General features: G+C 61.4%; 14 protein-coding genes. 6 read left to right on the top strand and 8 right to left on the bottom strand.

From position 1 onward, the window contains the following. Positions 1-468 precede the first annotated feature (468 nt). The 3 genes from gyrB to dnaA form a co-directional block, all read right to left on the bottom strand. Positions 469-2943 carry a DNA topoisomerase (ATP-hydrolyzing) subunit B gene (gene gyrB, locus CFB39_RS17645; protein ID WP_089473776.1) on the bottom strand — a complete coding sequence of 825 codons (2475 nt, stop codon included), beginning with the start codon at positions 2941-2943 and terminating at the stop codon, positions 469-471. A 192-nt stretch (positions 2944-3135) separates the two neighbouring features. Further along, complete coding sequence (gene dnaN, locus CFB39_RS17640; protein ID WP_039364632.1) at positions 3136-4242, bottom strand: DNA polymerase III subunit beta; 1107 nt, start codon at positions 4240-4242, stop codon at positions 3136-3138. 168 nt (positions 4243-4410) lie between these two features. Further along, positions 4411-5988: a chromosomal replication initiator protein DnaA gene (gene dnaA / locus CFB39_RS17635; protein ID WP_218828068.1), complete on the bottom strand. Its 1578-nt coding sequence runs from the start codon at positions 5986-5988 to the stop codon at positions 4411-4413. A 421-nt stretch (positions 5989-6409) separates the two neighbouring features. On the opposite strand from dnaA, the gene rpmH reads away from it, so the two are divergent. The 4 genes from rpmH (at position 6410) to yidC (ending at position 9039) form a co-directional block, all read left to right on the top strand. Next, the gene (rpmH, locus tag CFB39_RS17630) at positions 6410-6544 is read left to right on the top strand and encodes a 50S ribosomal protein L34 (RefSeq protein WP_004198824.1); all 135 of its coding nucleotides are present in this window, start codon (positions 6410-6412) and stop codon (positions 6542-6544) included. Between the two features lie 15 nt (positions 6545-6559). After that, complete coding sequence (rnpA, locus tag CFB39_RS17625) at positions 6560-7021, top strand: ribonuclease P protein component (protein ID WP_039364627.1); 462 nt, start codon at positions 6560-6562, stop codon at positions 7019-7021. Between the two features lie 75 nt (positions 7022-7096). Continuing rightward, positions 7097-7363 carry a membrane protein insertion efficiency factor YidD gene (yidD, locus tag CFB39_RS17620; RefSeq protein ID WP_089473774.1) on the top strand — a complete coding sequence of 89 codons (267 nt, stop codon included), beginning with the start codon at positions 7097-7099 and terminating at the stop codon, positions 7361-7363. A gap of 8 nt (positions 7364-7371) precedes the next feature. Further along, entirely contained in the window at positions 7372-9039 is a 1668-nt protein-coding gene (yidC, locus tag CFB39_RS17615; RefSeq protein ID WP_089473773.1) for a membrane protein insertase YidC, read from the top strand. Between the two features lie 107 nt (positions 9040-9146). Here the strand turns inward: yidC and CFB39_RS17610 are convergent, their stop codons facing one another. Further along, positions 9147-9578, bottom strand: coding sequence for a helix-turn-helix domain-containing protein (locus CFB39_RS17610; protein WP_089426622.1), 432 nt, complete (start codon positions 9576-9578; stop codon positions 9147-9149). Between the two features lie 345 nt (positions 9579-9923). On the opposite strand from CFB39_RS17610, the gene mnmE reads away from it, so the two are divergent. Then, a complete protein-coding gene (gene mnmE, locus CFB39_RS17605) occupies positions 9924-11318 on the top strand; it encodes a tRNA uridine-5-carboxymethylaminomethyl(34) synthesis GTPase MnmE (protein ID WP_089473811.1) in 1395 nt (464 codons plus the stop codon). A gap of 101 nt (positions 11319-11419) precedes the next feature. Here the strand turns inward: mnmE and CFB39_RS39465 are convergent, their stop codons facing one another. Together CFB39_RS39465 and CFB39_RS17600 are read right to left on the bottom strand one after the other, a co-directional pair. After that, the gene (locus tag CFB39_RS39465) at positions 11420-11794 is read right to left on the bottom strand and encodes a hypothetical protein (RefSeq protein ID WP_144030267.1); all 375 of its coding nucleotides are present in this window, start codon (positions 11792-11794) and stop codon (positions 11420-11422) included. Positions 11795-11813: 19 nt separating this feature from the next. After that, complete coding sequence (locus tag CFB39_RS17600; protein ID WP_089473772.1) at positions 11814-13031, bottom strand: DUF6402 family protein; 1218 nt, start codon at positions 13029-13031, stop codon at positions 11814-11816. 471 nt (positions 13032-13502) lie between these two features. Here CFB39_RS17600 and CFB39_RS17595 point away from each other — a divergent pair, with 471 nt between their 5' ends. Further along, the gene (locus CFB39_RS17595) at positions 13503-14030 is read left to right on the top strand and encodes a hypothetical protein (RefSeq protein ID WP_144030266.1); all 528 of its coding nucleotides are present in this window, start codon (positions 13503-13505) and stop codon (positions 14028-14030) included. Between the two features lie 218 nt (positions 14031-14248). Here CFB39_RS17595 and CFB39_RS40835 read toward each other — a convergent pair whose 3' ends face one another. Beyond that, entirely contained in the window at positions 14249-14371 is a 123-nt protein-coding gene (locus CFB39_RS40835) for a hypothetical protein (RefSeq protein ID WP_021157980.1), read from the bottom strand. Between the two features lie 162 nt (positions 14372-14533). Continuing rightward, positions 14534-15892, bottom strand: coding sequence for a diguanylate cyclase (locus tag CFB39_RS17590; protein ID WP_089473770.1), 1359 nt, complete (start codon positions 15890-15892; stop codon positions 14534-14536). Positions 15893-15926 lie beyond the last annotated feature (34 nt).

Raw genomic sequence — 15926 nt, 5'->3', positions numbered from 1 at the left:
ATGTTCAGCTTTGTAGTCTGTTACTAAACCCACACGCCGATGGGTTTGGCCGAATCTATTCGATTGCCTCGTCACTTTTTTCCATCCTTCTTGCAAGCTATGGAGAGCTGTACACGAGAAGGCGATGAGCTAGCCCAATTTCGCTGCGAGATTTTCCGCCGCCAGGTGGGTATATCTACGCAGCATGGTCAAATTGTTATGGCCAGTGTGACCGAGTGTCGAGCTATGGCAAATCTATGGCAAACCCCGAATTTGAACCGGTTTTGAACGAAAAAAGGGCCTAGCATTTCTGCTAAGCCCTCGAATTCGTTTGGTGGGGCGTGAGTGACCGAACACTCGACCTACGGATTAAGAGCCCGTAGGTCGAGATAGTCGATGCAGTCGCCGCAGTACATACCTAGAGGCTCTATGACCTCAGCTGTGCTGGATTGCGGAGCCCGCACTGATTCGTCCGGTCTACTAGAGAAATCAAACGTCAATATTCCCCGCCCGCAGCGCGTTGCTCTCAATAAACGCCCGCCGCGGCTCGACGTCATCGCCCATGAGGGTAGTAAAGATCCCATCCGCAGCAATCGCGTCTTCGATCTGCACGCGCAGCAGTCGCCGCACAGCCGGATCCATCGTCGTTTCCCACAGCTGCTCGGGGTTCATCTCGCCGAGCCCCTTATACCGCTGCTTCGAAACGTTCCGCTCCGCATCCGCCAGCAGCCACTTCATCGCGCTCTTGAAGTTCGTCACAGCCATGCTGCGCTCACCACGCTTGATGACAGCACCTTCCCCAATAAGCCCCTTGAACGTATTCGCGGTGGTCACGAGCTGCTGATAATCCGCCGTGTGCTGGAATTCCTGGTCGATGACCGAGACCCGCACGTTGCCGTGATGCGTCCGCTCGACATGCAGCGACCGCTGTTCGCGAACCGGATCATACGAAGGCACCACACGCACTTCGTTCTTCAGTGCTTCATCATGCAACGCAGCGTGCAGCGCCTTAGCCGAAGCCTCGGTCGACTCTTCATTGGAAAGATCGATCACCACCCCGTCCATGACCGCTTCCAGCGCGGCGGGGTCATACAACCGGCTCAAGCGTTCAATAACGCTCTGCGACAGCAGATACGACCGCGCCAGCTCGCCAAGCGCATCACCGGAAATCGCCGCCGCGTTCTCACCCGGCACCAGCTCCGACCCTTGCAGCGCCAACCGCAGCATGTGCGCGTTGAGCTCCACGTCATCCTTCAGATACCGCTCGTCCTTGCCCGCCTTGATCTTGTAAAGCGGCGGCTGCGCGATATACACATAACCGCGCTCGATCATGTCCGGCATCTGGCGATAGAGGAACGTGAGCAGCAGCGTCCGGATGTGCGCACCATCGACGTCCGCGTCGGTCATGATGATGATGCGGTGATAGCGCAGCTTGTCGAGGTTGTAATCCTCTTTGCCGATCCCGCAGCCAAGCGCGGTCACTAGCGTGACGATCTGTTCCGACGACAGCAGCTTGTCATAGCGCGCCTTCTCGACGTTCAGCACCTTACCGCGCAGCGGCAGGATTGCCTGGAACTTCCGATCACGCCCTTGCTTCGCCGACCCACCTGCCGAGTCACCCTCGACGATGTAGATTTCGCACTTCGCCGGGTCTTTCTCCTGGCAGTCCGCGAGCTTGCCGGGCAGGCCGACGCCGTCGAGCACGCCCTTGCGGCGCGTCATCTCACGCGCCTTCCGCGCAGCATCACGCGCTCGCGCGGCTTCGACGATCTTCCCGCAGATGATCTTCGCGTCGATCGGCGTTTCGAGCAGGAACTCTTCCAGCGCCTTCGCCACAACTTCTTCAACCGGCGCACGAACTTCGGAAGAAACCAGCTTGTCCTTCGTCTGCGAGCTGAACTTCGGCTCCGGCACCTTCACGGACAGCACGCACGACAGCCCTTCGCGCATGTCGTCGCCGGTCGTCTCGACTTTCGCCTTCTTCGCGATTTCGTTGTCGGTGATGTACTTGTTGATGACGCGCGTCATCGCGGCGCGCAGGCCGGTCAAGTGCGTGCCACCATCCCGCTGCGGAATGTTGTTCGTGAAGCACAGCACGTTCTCGTTGTAGCTGTCGTTCCACTGCATCGCGACTTCGACGCCCACGCCATCCTTCTCGCCATTGGCGAAGAAAACGGTCGGGTGCAGGTTGGTCTTCGTCTTGTTGATGTACTCGACGAAGCCCTTCACGCCACCGGCGAACGCGAAATCGTCTTCCTTGCCCGAACGCAGATCGGTGAGGCGAATCCGCACACCGTTGTTCAGGAACGAAAGCTCGCGCATCCGCTTCGCGAGGATGTCGTAGTGATATTCAACCGTGCCGAAAATCGTCGGATCGGCCATGAAGTGCACTTCGGTACCGCGGTTCTCGGTGTCACCCGTCACCAGCATCGGCGACACTTCCACGCCATCGACCATCTCGAGCACGCGATCCTGCGCGACGCCGCGATGGAACTCCATGAACCGCTTCTTGCCGTCGCGGCGCACCGTGAGGCGCAGCCAGCTCGACAGCGCGTTCACGCACGACACACCCACGCCGTGCAGGCCACCGGACACCTTGTAGCTGTTCTGGTCGAACTTGCCGCCGGCGTGCAGCTCGGTCATCACGATTTCCGCGGCGCTACGCTTCGGCTCGTGCTTGTCGTTCATCTTCACGTCGGTCGGAATCCCGCGGCCGTTGTCGGTCACGGAAATCGAGTTGTCGGCGTGAATCGTCACGTGGATGTCGTTGCAGTACCCGGCCAACGCTTCGTCGATCGAGTTGTCGAGCACCTCGAACACGAGGTGGTGCAGACCGGTGCCGTCCGACGTGTCGCCGATGTACATCCCGGGGCGCTTGCGCACCGCTTCCAGACCTTCGAGGATCTGGATCGACGAGGCGCCGTAGCTGCTGTTATCGGGTTGCGAATTGTGCTGTTCACTCATGGATATCTTCCGGTTCTGCGAGGCCACTCAAGCGGCGGCGCGGTGCGTTTCCTTGCAAAAACGCCGGGCCGCTCCAGTTTTCCTGGCCCGTCCGAGGCGCCGTTAGGGCACCAAAGGGACGGGTTGTCGGTTCGCCATAAAAACGCCAAAGGGGCTTGCCGCCCCCTGGTGTGTGTCGTGATGTCGCGCGCGTCAGATGCGCATCGGCATCACGACATACTTGAACTCGTCGTTCTCGGGCACGGTAATCAGCGCGCTCGAGCTGGCGTCGCCGAGGCTCACCTGCACGGTGTCGACCTTCAGATTCGCGAGCACGTCGAGCAGATACGTGACGTTGAAGCCGATGTCGACGGTATCGCCCTGGTAGGCGATTTCCAGTTCTTCCTGCGCCTCTTCCTGATCGGCGTTGGTCGACATGATCTTCAGTTGGCCCGGCGCGATGATGCAGCGCACGCCCTTGAACTTGTCCGAGGTCAGGATCGCCGCGCGTTGCAGCGAACGCTGCAGCTCTTCACGGCCGATTTCGAACGTGTTCTTGTGCGCCTTCGGGATCACGCGCTGGAAGTCGGGGAACTTGCCCTCGACGAGTTTCGACACGAGCTCGACCTGGCCGAACGTGAACTTGGCCTGGGTTTGCGCGATGTCGATGGTGACGGTGTCGTCGATGTCTTCGAGCAGGCGTTGCAGCTCGAGAATCGTCTTGCGCGGCACGATGACTTCCTGGCGGCCGAACGTGCCGCCTTCGAGCTTCATCGACGAGAACGCGAGGCGGTGGCCGTCGGTGGCCACGGCCATCAGCTGGTCGCCGTCGACGACGAGCAGCATGCCGTTCAGGTAGTAGCGGATGTCCTGCTGCGCCATCGCGAAGTGCACCATGCCGAGCAGCTGGCGGAACGACTTCTGCGGGACGGTCAGCGTGGCGCCGAAATCCTTCGCCTGCGCGACGGTCGGGAACTCGTCGGCCGCCAGCGTCTGGAGTGCGAAACGGCTCTTGCCGGATTGAACGGTGAGGCGCTTGTCGGCGAGCGACAGCGTGACCTGGCCGTCAGGCATCGCGCGCAGGATGTCGAGCAGCTTGCGCGCCGCGACGGTGGTCGCGACCTGGTCGCCGCCGACGCCGAAATCGGCGCGCGTGGTGATCTGCAGCTCCAGGTCGGTCGACAGGAACGAAACGTCCGAGCCGTTCTTGGTGATCAGCAGGTTGGCGAGGATCGGCAACGTATGGCGGCGTTCGACGATGCCGCTGACCGTTTGCAGCGGCCTGAGGAGGGTGTCTCGTTCGGTCTTGACCAGTTGCATAGAGTTCCTTCGTTGAGTAACGGCCTGCAGCGCAGCAGCCTCGCAGCGCCCCGCCGGCCGGGCTCTTGGCCCGCCACCACCGGGGCGGTCAAACCAGTATTGTGCCTCAAAACCGAACCGCCCCCCTTAAATTGGGGCGGAGGCCGAATTATCAAGCGCGCCGCGCGCTCAGCCCTTCAGCGTCTGTTCCAGCACGTGCAGCTCGTGGTTGAGCTGCGCGTCCTTGCTGCGTTCGTCGGCGATCTTGCGCACCGCGTGCAGCACGGTGGTGTGATCGCGCCCGCCGAACAGCTCGCCGATTTCCGGCAGGCTCTTCTGCGTGAGTTCCTTCGCGAGATACATCGCGATCTGCCGCGGCCGCGCTATGTTCGCGGGACGCTTCTTCGAGTACATGTCCGCGACCTTGATGTTGTAGAAGTCGGCGACGGTCTTCTGGATGTTCTCGACCGAAATCTGCCGGTTCTGCACGGTCAGCAGATCCTTCAGCGCTTCCTTGGTCAGCTCGATCGAGATCTCGCGGCCGTGGAACTTCGAATACGCGAGGATCTTGCGCAGCGCGCCTTCGAGTTCGCGCACGTTCGAGCGCAGGTGCTTCGCGACGAAGAACGCGACGTCCTCCGACAGGTTCACGCCTTCCGACTGCGCCTTGCGCATCAGGATCGCGACGCGCATTTCCAGCTCGGGCGGCTCGATCGCGACGGTGAGGCCCGAGTCGAAGCGCGAGATCAGGCGATCGTCGATGCCCGAGATTTCCTTCGGATACGTGTCGCTGGTGATGATCACCTGCGCCTTGTTCGCGACCAGCGCCTCGAACGCGTAGAAGAATTCCTCTTGCGTGCGCGACTTGCCCGAGAAGAACTGAATATCGTCGATCAGCAGCAGGTCGAGCGAGTGGTAGTAGCGCTTGAAGTCGTCGAACGCCTTGCGCTGGTACGCCTTCACCACATCCGACACGTATTGCTCGGCGTGGATGTAGCGGATCCGCGCGCCGGCCTTGTCGAGCAGCAGCTGGTTGCCGATCGCGTGGATCAGGTGGGTCTTGCCGAGGCCGACGCCGCCGTACAGGAACAGCGGGTTGTACGAGATGCCCGGGTTGTCCGCGACCTGGATCGCGGCGGCACGTGCGAGCTGGTTCGCCTTACCGGTCACGAAGTTGTCGAACGTGAGCACGGGATTCAGCTTCGAGCGCTCGTACATCGAATCGGCTTCACCGCCGGCTGCGGGCGCGGCACCGGGGCCCGGGCGCCACGTGCGGCGGCCGGCGGCCGCTTCGTGCGCGGGCAGGCTCGGCAGGTCGATGTCGGCGTCGTCGGCGTTCAGGTGGTGCGCGGCGGCGGCCGACGGCGTCATCGGCACGTCGGCCGGCGCGGCGGGCGCAGCGGCGGCATGCGCGGTCAGGTTGGCGGCGATTGCCGCCACCGTCGCGGCCGGGCCGGTCGGGGCCAGTGGCGCACGCGGGGCGGCCGGTGCTGCGCCGGCGGCGGCGCTGCGCATGCCTGCCTTGGGATCGAGGACGAACTGGACTTCGATCGGCGTGTTCCAGAATTCGCGGGCCAGATCGCTGATCCGCCCCGAAAACTGGCTCTTGACCCAGTCCAGCTTGAAGCGGTTCGGCGCGGCGATGGACAGCGTGTTCGCCGACGCATCGAAGGCCACCGGGGCCAAGGGTTTGATCCACGTCACGTACTGCTGGGGCGTCAGCTCGCGCTCCAGCAGTGCGGAACAGTGTTGCCAGAAATCGTTCATCAAGTAACTGTCGTTTTTTGCGTGCACAGCGCGGCTCGCCGGCGCCCTTGTCGCGGTAGCGCAACAAGGCCCGAAGCGGTCGTGCGAGCGTGCCTCGGACGCCTGCATCACAGTGTTGGAGGGGCAGGCGCGAGCCGAAGCGGCGTGCGGGATTCTTGGAGATAAGGCGAGATTCTACCGCCAAACGCGGCCACAGAGCGAGTTATCCACAGGCCGGTTGTGTGGGGCGCGGGGCCGGATCGCTCGGGGCGGGCACAGGCGAGCGACTCCTAAAGTATTGACCGTCAACGGAAAAACGGTTTAAATAGCGGGTTCCGCGAAAACCAATCCTGTATTCCCGGCGATTGCGTTCGCCCGAATGCCTCCGGTTAAGGGCACGCGGTCCCCTGAATTTCGACATTCTCGAACAAGTGAGAACATCATGAAACGTACTTACCAACCGTCCGTGACGCGCCGCAAGCGCACCCATGGCTTCCGTGTCCGCATGAAGACGGCAGGTGGCCGCAAGGTCATCAACGCTCGCCGCGCGAAGGGCCGCAAGCGCCTCGCCATCTAAGGCAGGTTGCGCGCTGTGTCCGCCGTCCGCAGTCCTGCGGAAGGTGCCGTCGAGCCGGGTGCGAATCCGTCGCAGACGAAAGCCGCCTTCCCGAAAGCTGCGCGACTTCTGAAAACGGATGAATTTTCATCCGTTTTTCGTTTGCGCCCCTGGCGGCGCTCCGCGCACTTCGTGATTTACGGCAAGCCGACCGGTCAGCCCGCGCGTCTGGGGCTCGTCGTCGGCAAGAAGTATGCGCCGCGTGCAGTAACACGTAACCTCGTGAAGCGGCTGGCGCGCGATCAGTTTCGCCTGCGCCGGGCCGAATTCGCCGGTTACGACTTGCTGCTGCGGCAGCACACGCGCTTCGACAAGAAAGCGCTGCCGAGCGCGGCTTCCGCCCCGCTCGCGGCGATGTGTGCGGCCGAGATTCGCGAACTGCTCGACAGGGCAGTCCGGGAGATCGCCCGCCGTGCGTCGAAGCCCGCGTCCGAGTGACGCATCCGTGCCCGGTGCGGCGTTCGCGCCTGCCCGGCCGGTTTTGACGCGGCGCCGAACGGCGTCGCCCAAGGTATGGAAACGGTATTGATCGCCTTGCTGCGCTTCTACAAGGTTGCCGTGAGCCCGATGCTCGGCAGCCGTTGCCGTTTTTATCCTTCCTGTTCGGATTACGCGCGCGAGGCAATCCAGTATCATGGCGCCGCGCGCGGCACGTATCTCGCCGTCAGGCGCGTGTGCCGATGCCATCCGTTTTCCGCGGGCGGCATCGACCTCGTCCCGCCGCCCAACTCCGACACTCGCGCTCGCGGCGAAGCCGACGCGCGGTCCCATCGACTCTGAGACAACGCATGGATATCAAACGCACCGTCCTATGGGTGATCTTCTTCATGTCAGCTGTCATGCTGTACGACAACTGGCAGCGGGACCATGGACGCCCGTCGATGTTCTTCCCGAGCGCCACGCAGACGGCCCCCGCTGCCGCTGCCGGCGGTGCATCGGGCACGGGCGCGACGACGACGACCGCAGGCGAAGTGCCTGCCGCCGCAGCCGGCGCCGCACCGTCGACGACGGCACCGGCCGCCCAGGCGCAGCTCGTGAAGTTCTCGACCGACGTGTACGACGGCGAAATCGACACGCGCGGCGGCACGCTCGCGAAGCTGACGCTGAAGAAGCAGGGTGACGGCAAGCAGCCCGACCTGTACATCACGCTGTTCGACCACACGGCCGGCCACACGTATCTCGCACGCTCGGGCCTGCTCGGCGGCGATTTCCCGAACCACAACGACGTCTACACGCAGCTGAACCCCGGCTCGACGTCGCTGACGGGTGACCAGAACGCGCTGAAGCTGTCGTTCGAGTCGCCGGTGAAGGGTGGCGTGAAGGTCGTGAAGACCTACACGTTCACGCGCGGCAGCTACGTGATCGGCGTCGACACCAAGATCGACAACGTCGGCACGGCACCGGTCACGCCGACGGTCTACATGGAACTGGTGCGCGACAACACGGCCGTCGAAACGCCGATGTTCTCGCATACGTTCCTCGGGCCGGCGGTCTACACGGACGCGAAGCATTTCCAGAAGATCAACTTCAGCGACCTCGACAAGAACAAGGCCGACTACGTGACCTCCGCCGACAACGGCTGGGTCGCGATGGTGCAGCATTACTTCGCGTCGGCCTGGATTCCGCAGCAGGGCGTGAAGCGCGACATCTACGCTGAAAAGATTGATCCGACGCTGTACCGCGTCGGCGTGAAGCAGCCGGTCGCCGCGATCGCGCCGGGCCAGTCGGCCGACGTGCAGGCCCGCCTGTTCGCCGGTCCGGAAGAAGAGCGCATGCTCGAAGGCATCGCGCCGGGCCTGGAACTCGTGAAGGACTACGGCTGGGTGACGATCATCGCGAAGCCGCTGTTCTGGCTGCTCGAGAAGATCCACGGCTACATCGGCAACTGGGGCTGGTCGATCGTGCTGCTGACGATCCTGATCAAGGCCGTGTTCTTCCCGCTGTCGGCGGCGAGCTACAAGTCGATGGCGCGCATGAAGGAGATCACGCCGCGCATGCAGGCGCTGCGCGAACGCTTCAAGAGCGATCCCCAGAAGATGAATGCCGCGCTGATGGAGCTGTACAAGACCGAGAAGGTCAATCCGTTCGGCGGCTGCCTGCCGGTCGTGATCCAGATCCCGGTGTTCATCTCGCTGTACTGGGTGCTGCTCGCGTCGGTCGAAATGCGCGGTGCGCCGTGGGTGCTGTGGATTCACGACCTGTCGCAGCGCGATCCGTTCTTCATCCTGCCGGTGCTGATGGCTGTCTCGATGTACGTGCAGACGAGCCTGAACCCGACGCCGCCGGACCCGGTCCAGGCGAAGATGATGAAGTTCATGCCGATCGCGTTCTCGGTGATGTTCTTCTTCTTCCCGGCCGGCCTCGTGCTGTACTACGTCGTGAACAACGTGCTGTCGATCGCGCAGCAGTACTACATCACGCGCAAGCTCGGCGGGGCCAAGAAGAAACCGGCCTGACGCCCGTTGCACACGCGGGGCGGCGCGTTCGCCCCGCGATGCACGAAAAAAAGCCGCATGGTTCGCCCATGCGGCTTTTTGCTTTTTGCGGATCCGGTAGCGCGGGTTCAGCCCTTCTTCGCTTCGCCCGAGTCGCCGTAGAACTGCTCGACCAGCTCCTGCACGAGGTAGCGATGGTGCGGCGACAACGCTTCGATCTTCGACGCGAGTTCGATCGTCTCGGGCGTCGGCGGATAGCGCTCGTCGCGCGGCAGCGGTTGCGGCGTCGGGTGTTCGATCACGCTCGGCGACGGGCCGTAATGCAGCCAGTGGACTTCGACGCGCAGCCATTCGGCGAGCGTGACGAGTTTGTCCGACGTCGGGATCGTGCGGCCCGTCAGCCATTTGTGCGCGGTTTGCGGCGAAACGGGCTGTGCTCCGCGGTGACGCAGATTGAATCGGTTCGCCAGCTCAGTCGCACCGGTGACCTTCTCCGGGCTGCGCCGCAGGGCGAATTTCAGGCGTTCCGAGAACGCGGCTTTTTCTTCGGATGTCGGCATGGGGGAGATTGTGCAATTCCACCGTCGTGTCCCAGACAACCATTTGGGATAAACATAGCTCGTTCAGACGAATCCCGGTCTTGATCGAGGTGGGTGTCGGAATTAAGGGCCGCATTGTTAGGCCGCTCCAGCAGGCATACTCGTCCGAAACGGTGGCTGGGACATGGCGCCGGGCTGATACCCGGCTTATCCCCGGCGGGATAAATTCGAGCGTGTCCGAATCCTGCGCGGCGGCCGGTGATGTGTGTGCCGGCACGCTACAATGCCGGCGTTCCGATGCCCGAAGTGTTGCGCGGGCGCACCATATTCGCTGATTACCCGATTCATCCCATCTATCCGATTCCCATGCTCGCTACCGATTCCGATCCGATCGTCGCCATTGCCACTGCTGCCGGCCGGGGTGGCATCGGGGTCGTCCGTGTGTCGTTCGGGCGCGGTGGCGAGGCGGCCGCGTTGCCGCTGATCGACGCATTGTGCGGGCAGAAGCTCGCCCCGCGCCATGCGAGCTACGTGCCGTTCCTCGACGAGCACGCCGCGCCGCTCGACCGCGGGATCGCGCTGTACTTCCCGGCGCCGCATTCGTACACCGGCGAGCATGTGCTCGAGCTGCAGGGGCACGGCGGGCCGATCGTGATGCAACTGCTGCTGCAGCGCTGCCTCGATGCGGGGCGCGGTTTCGGGCTGCGGCTCGCGGAGCCCGGCGAATTCACGCGGCGTGCGTTCCTGAACGACAAGCTCGACCTCGCGCAGGCCGAGGCCGTTGCCGACCTGATCGAGGCGAGCACCGAAGCCGCCGCGCGTTCGGCCGGGCGTTCGCTCGACGGCGCGTTCTCGCGGCAGATCCATGCGCTCGTCGACGACGTGATCACGCTGCGGATGCTGGTCGAGGCGACGCTCGATTTTCCGGAAGAAGAGATCGATTTCCTCGAAGCGGCCGACGCGCGCGGCAAGCTCGCGAAGATCCGCGCGCAGCTCGCGCACGTGCTGGGCGACGCGCGGCAGGGAGCGCTGCTGCGCGAAGGGCTGTCGGTCGTGCTCGCGGGGCAGCCGAACGTCGGCAAGTCGTCGTTGCTGAATGCGCTGGCTGGCGCGGAGCTGGCGATCGTCACGCCGATCGCGGGCACGACGCGCGACAAGGTCGCGCAGACGATCCAGGTCGAAGGGATTCCGCTGCACATCATCGATACGGCCGGGTTGCGCGAGACCGAGGACGAGGTCGAGCGGATCGGCATCGCACGCACGTGGAGCGAGATCGAACGGGCGGATGTCGTGCTGCATCTGCTGGATTCGCGCACGGGAATGACGGCGGATGACGAAGTGATCGCCGCGCGGTTTCCCGGCGGCGTGCCGGTGGTGCGCGTGCTGAACAAGACGGATCTGACCGGTGTGGCGGCGTGCGTCGAGCATCCGGCGGCGGAAGGCGATCTGACCGAGGTGCATCTGTCCGCGAAGCGCGGCGACGGGATCGACATGCTGCGTGCGGAGCTGCTGCGGATCGCCGGGTGGCAGGCGGGGGCCGAGGGCGTTTATCTTGCACGCGAGCGGCATCTGATCGCATTGCGGGCCGCGCAGGAGCATTTGGCCCAAGCGGCGGATCACGCGGAGCAGCGCGCGCAGTCACTCGATCTGTTTGCCGAGGAACTGCGGCTCGCGCAGGAACAGCTCAATGCGATTACTGGGGAGTTCACTTCGGATGATCTGCTGGGGGTGATTTTCAGCAGGTTTTGTATCGGGAAATAGAAGCGAAAAGGATTGCTGGCCGGGAACGGCACAGCCATCTCCCGGAAATAGAACGTGCCTGTATCCGCGTGACGACTGCCAGTCAGATCGACACTGTGGTTTTACAGATGCGGGCGGGCCGCTAGCATCCGATCGACAAACGATGGCGGCAGCGATATATATACAGAATCATCTCCTCCGTCACCTTTTGAAAAGGACACGTAGGCCTCGCTATAACTATTCCAGGCAATTTCGGGAATCGGTGTGCTGAATGTATGCTGGGCTATTAACCTCCCGGTTTGTGCGATGTATACGCGACCAACATATCGCGAATCTCCACCCGGAACCCAAGCTAAAAGGCACAGCTCGGCAAGATACATCCCATCTGGAGATGTCGACGCTCGACACTCTTCCCCTCGAGGCGTTCGGTCAAAGGCAAAGATGCCAATCAGTGCCATGATGAGCAGTGTGTAAGTAATTCTCAAGGAAATCTTCATGATTTATTGTTGGATTTGATTATAGTGAAATTTCTATGGGAGGGGAGACTGGGATGAATTTTTTGTCAGAATAGATGATAAAGTCGCCGCCTCTGCCATGTATCTCAGACCATTTTCTAAAATCGATGTTTTCTACCGGATAGTAGACGTTCCCCTTGATGAGTGAATTGCCTCTGGCGACGGCGTATTTGACATATGGGATATGCTCGGAGTTCGAAAATGCGGCGATTGCACTATATGGAACAATGATGACGCCGTCGCTACTCCAATGCCCTAAGTATTGGGATCGCTCACCAGATTTGTCGGTGAATGTATAGTTGTCTTTCACGTACACCCACACTCCGGTCACTTCAGCTGTTGTTCTGCGTGAATCCACGTCCCACGAGAAACGCGCACTTCCGAGCGCTGCATAGATATTGAAGGATCCGAGTGCCCCGGATAGGTCGTCAGGCACACCGTTTTTGCGAAGTTGCGCATCTAGTTGAGTTTCAATTTTCTGTCCAAATGTGCTGTCTACTTTTGAGTATTGAAATTGGAATCTTCGGTGCAAATCGCGAATATCATTGCCGCATATGTCGTCGGTATAGAGTCTCGCTGCGCAGTCTTTGTGCGGAATCAGTAGTTTGTAAAGTTCGATTCTGGATTTTGGTGAGCGAATCATTTCATTGATAAGGTGGTCGAATTGCCGCTTCGCTCGGGGGAAGCGCAGAATCCAATCCAATTTGACGGTGGACATGTCGTACATGTCGGATGGATATGGTTCTCCATCTTGATTAATTTCTGATGACTCATCCGAAGAGGTCCGTGAGTAATTCAATTTTCCTGAGAACCATCGCTCCATAAGTTTGGCAGATGTCGGGAGATATATTTTGCGCATTGCTGCAGGAATATCTTGAATATCGAACGCTGGTACGGAATCGTCCTTTTTTAGCTTCACGATGGCGGGTTTGGGAGGAGCGGAAGCATTTAGCCAAGTTTGAAAGCGCGCCAGCGCCTTGCCGGCCCTTTCCAAGTCATCAACCATTTTGTCAAGCGAGTCTCGCTTGGGCGTCGCAGAGGAGTGTTTGGGTTCGGTTGTGATCGATTTTGGTTGCATCGGAAGCGGTGGCGCAGGTTTATCCATGGACAATGAGAAGTTTGGAACAATCTTGCATCCATCTGCACCGTCATGGAGTTTCCATTTCCAAAATATTTTATTTATCGTGAAATAGGGAATTTTTTCATTGTTTGACGGCATTTCTATTTTCGGATCCGATGATGTTGGGCGGTATGCGCGATGTCTGTTACGCTAGCGTGATCGCGCATGGAAAATCAATCGGACTAGTTCGAAATGGTTGTCAGCGTGATTGGGTTTCAGACCAAATATTATTTGGGATTTCTTGGTCGTCAAAGCGCGCCGGGATCGTGAGTCCGTCGATAGGTATGTCGATACTCAAAGGCGTTGCGATTTTTAATTTTTCTTGGCAAGGTGGCGGGTCGAGCGTCAGCTGTCATTGCGTCGGCGTCAACGGTGGCCGGCACTGCGGGTATTTCGCGAGTAGAGTATTCCGGTGCGTTCGGTGATGCGCAAGTCGCGGGGAGTGTCTATTGCCAAATTCGGAATGGCTCATTTTGCGAGTGACAGCAGTGTCATCACCGAGATGGCGATTTTTTATTTTCCCGATCACCGCTATGTAACGTTGTGGGAACCCATCAGGATTCGATTCGCGTGAATGTGAATATTAATGAGTCGGGCATGTGGTTAATGCTAGCTCTCCTGGCGATAGCATTGCCCGTTATCGTGCTCGCTTCGATAGTGCGGTTGCTGAACGCTTTCTTGTCTGGCTCAAGGGGTTGGACTGATGTTGTTGCGAAGGAGGTTTGGATTTTCATTCGGCACGCATTCGTTTCGGCTGCCGTCGTCACAGTCCTCGGGTTTGGCTGGGGCTACTGGAAAGACGTACAACTGCGCGCGATTTGCGATTCACGCACGCAAAAAATCGAGCGCTCCCCGCACGGAGGCTATTGGGCACGATACTGCTATTTTGGAGATACGATTGTTCTCAGGCTTTACGACAGGGAGGGCGAGCGTCTCGTTGCCGAGCGAACGTATCGGGACGGGGCTCGCATACCCGTTGAGCTTCATTGGGCGAAGGAGACATTGATGTACCCCCAAGGGCTCGAGTTCGGCGAAACATTTGGCGAAATCAGTTTGCCCCCGACTTTTCTTGACCGGATGATGGCGAGGCTTCCCTAGCAGATCACGTTCGACGCCCATGCTTCGCAAGCACATCGCGCTCAAGGGAGGGGGCGCCGATTGCGCGACGGTCGATGCAAATACGATCGACAGCGTGCCAGGTGAATGTAGCTGCTGGCATGCCGAGCTGACCACGTCGGCCTGATTGCGTTGCGGTCCGGATCATCGGTCCTGCAGGGGCAAGCATGCCGATCGACCCATCCGGACCCTGACCCGCATCAATCCCAATGACGGTGATGGTAATACCCGCCACCGCCGTAATACCCGCCACCATCAGGCACCACGATACAGCCGCTCAACAGCACGGCGACACCGGCAATCAGCAAAAGGGTCTTCTTCATCGCGTTCACCTGCATGGGTTCAATATGAAACCCAGCATAGCGAGCGCCCGCAACACCGGCTGTAAGCGATCGTTTCCCTGCTTCGCAATCCGTAACGGCGGATTATTCCGGTCACAATGACCGTAACAAATCTCCGAAGAATCCCTGAAACCGCAGACGTTTTCAGGCGGTGACGACCCTGTTTCGCCCTGTATCCTTCGCACGATACAGCGCGGCATCGGCGGCTTCGATCAACGCGTCGGGCGTCGACAGATCGTCGGGCGACACGGTCGCGCAGCCGACGCTCACGCTCACGCGTCCGGCGGGTGCGGTCGGCATCGCGAGATCGAGCCGCAGCACCGCTTCGCGCGCTTCCTCGGCGACCAGCCGCGCACCGCGCGCCCCCGTGTTCGGCAGCACGATCGCGAACTCCTCGCCGCCGTAACGCGCGACCATGTCCGCCGGCCGCCGCACCGCGCCGGTCAGCGCATTCGCGACCGCGATCAGGCACGCGTCGCCCTTCACGTGGCCGAACGCGTCGTTGTACGCCTTGAAGCGATCGACGTCGACCATCAGCAGCGACAGCGGTTCGCCTTGCCGTCGCGCCTGCAGGAACAGCGTGTGGAAATGATCGTTGAAATGCATGCGGTTGAATGCGCCCGTCAGGCCGTCGCGTGCGGACGAACGGATCAGCGTCGCGTGCGCCTCGAACAGCCGCTGGTACAGCATCGTCACTTCCCACGCGAGCACGCATACGAGCACGCCCGGCGTGAACATGCTGAACACGCGTGCGAGATACCAGCCGACCGTGAAGCGATGGGTGCTCATCAGGTTCAGCGTCGTGTCGGTGAGGCACGCGAGCACCGCGATCGCAAGCCACAGGTCGAGCGTCGTACGCAGCCGGCCGGTGGCCAGCACGGCCACGAGCGCCAGCGCATTGAGCAGCCACACGATCAACGCGACGGTGTTGACGGGCAGCACGGCCGCGTCGCCGGGCGGATGAAACGCGGGCGGCAGCGACACGTTCAGCGCAAACAGGCACAGCAGCCCGGCGACGACAGCCGGGCCGCCGATCAGCGCGACCGTCCACCTGCGTGTCTGCTGCGCGCCGATCGGGGCGCGTGCCAGCCGCTCGCGCGCGAGCAGCGCGACCATCACGAAACCGGGGAAGCCGGCATGCCAGAAGATCCACATCCACGCGGCGCTTTGCGGTTGCGCGCCGAACAGCCCGTGCGGCGCGAACACGCCGGGAAAGGTGAGCAGCTGCAATGCGACGGCGAGCGCGGTGAACGCGTAGGCGCCGCCGAGCGCGCCGAGCACCGGCTGGCGCGTCACGGTGAACTGCGCGCCGAGAAAGAACGCCGCGATGCTCGCGGTGGTGAACACCGTGAGCGCGCACATCGGCATGAACGGCTCGACGGCCGGCAGCTCGACGTTCGCGTGCGGCGCGGCGATCCCGAGCGCGAGCACGATGACGAGCGCCGTCAGGGCGCCGAACCAGAGCTGACGGCGTGTCGTGTGCTGGATCAGGATGCCTTCCATGGAGTTCCCCGGGCACGTAGGCGGAAACGCCCGG

Origin of the sequence: Burkholderia sp. AU6039, assembly GCF_002223365.1 — a bacterium.
GTDB lineage: Bacteria > Pseudomonadota > Gammaproteobacteria > Burkholderiales > Burkholderiaceae > Burkholderia.
This window is presented reverse-complemented; position numbering and strand designations above follow the sequence as displayed.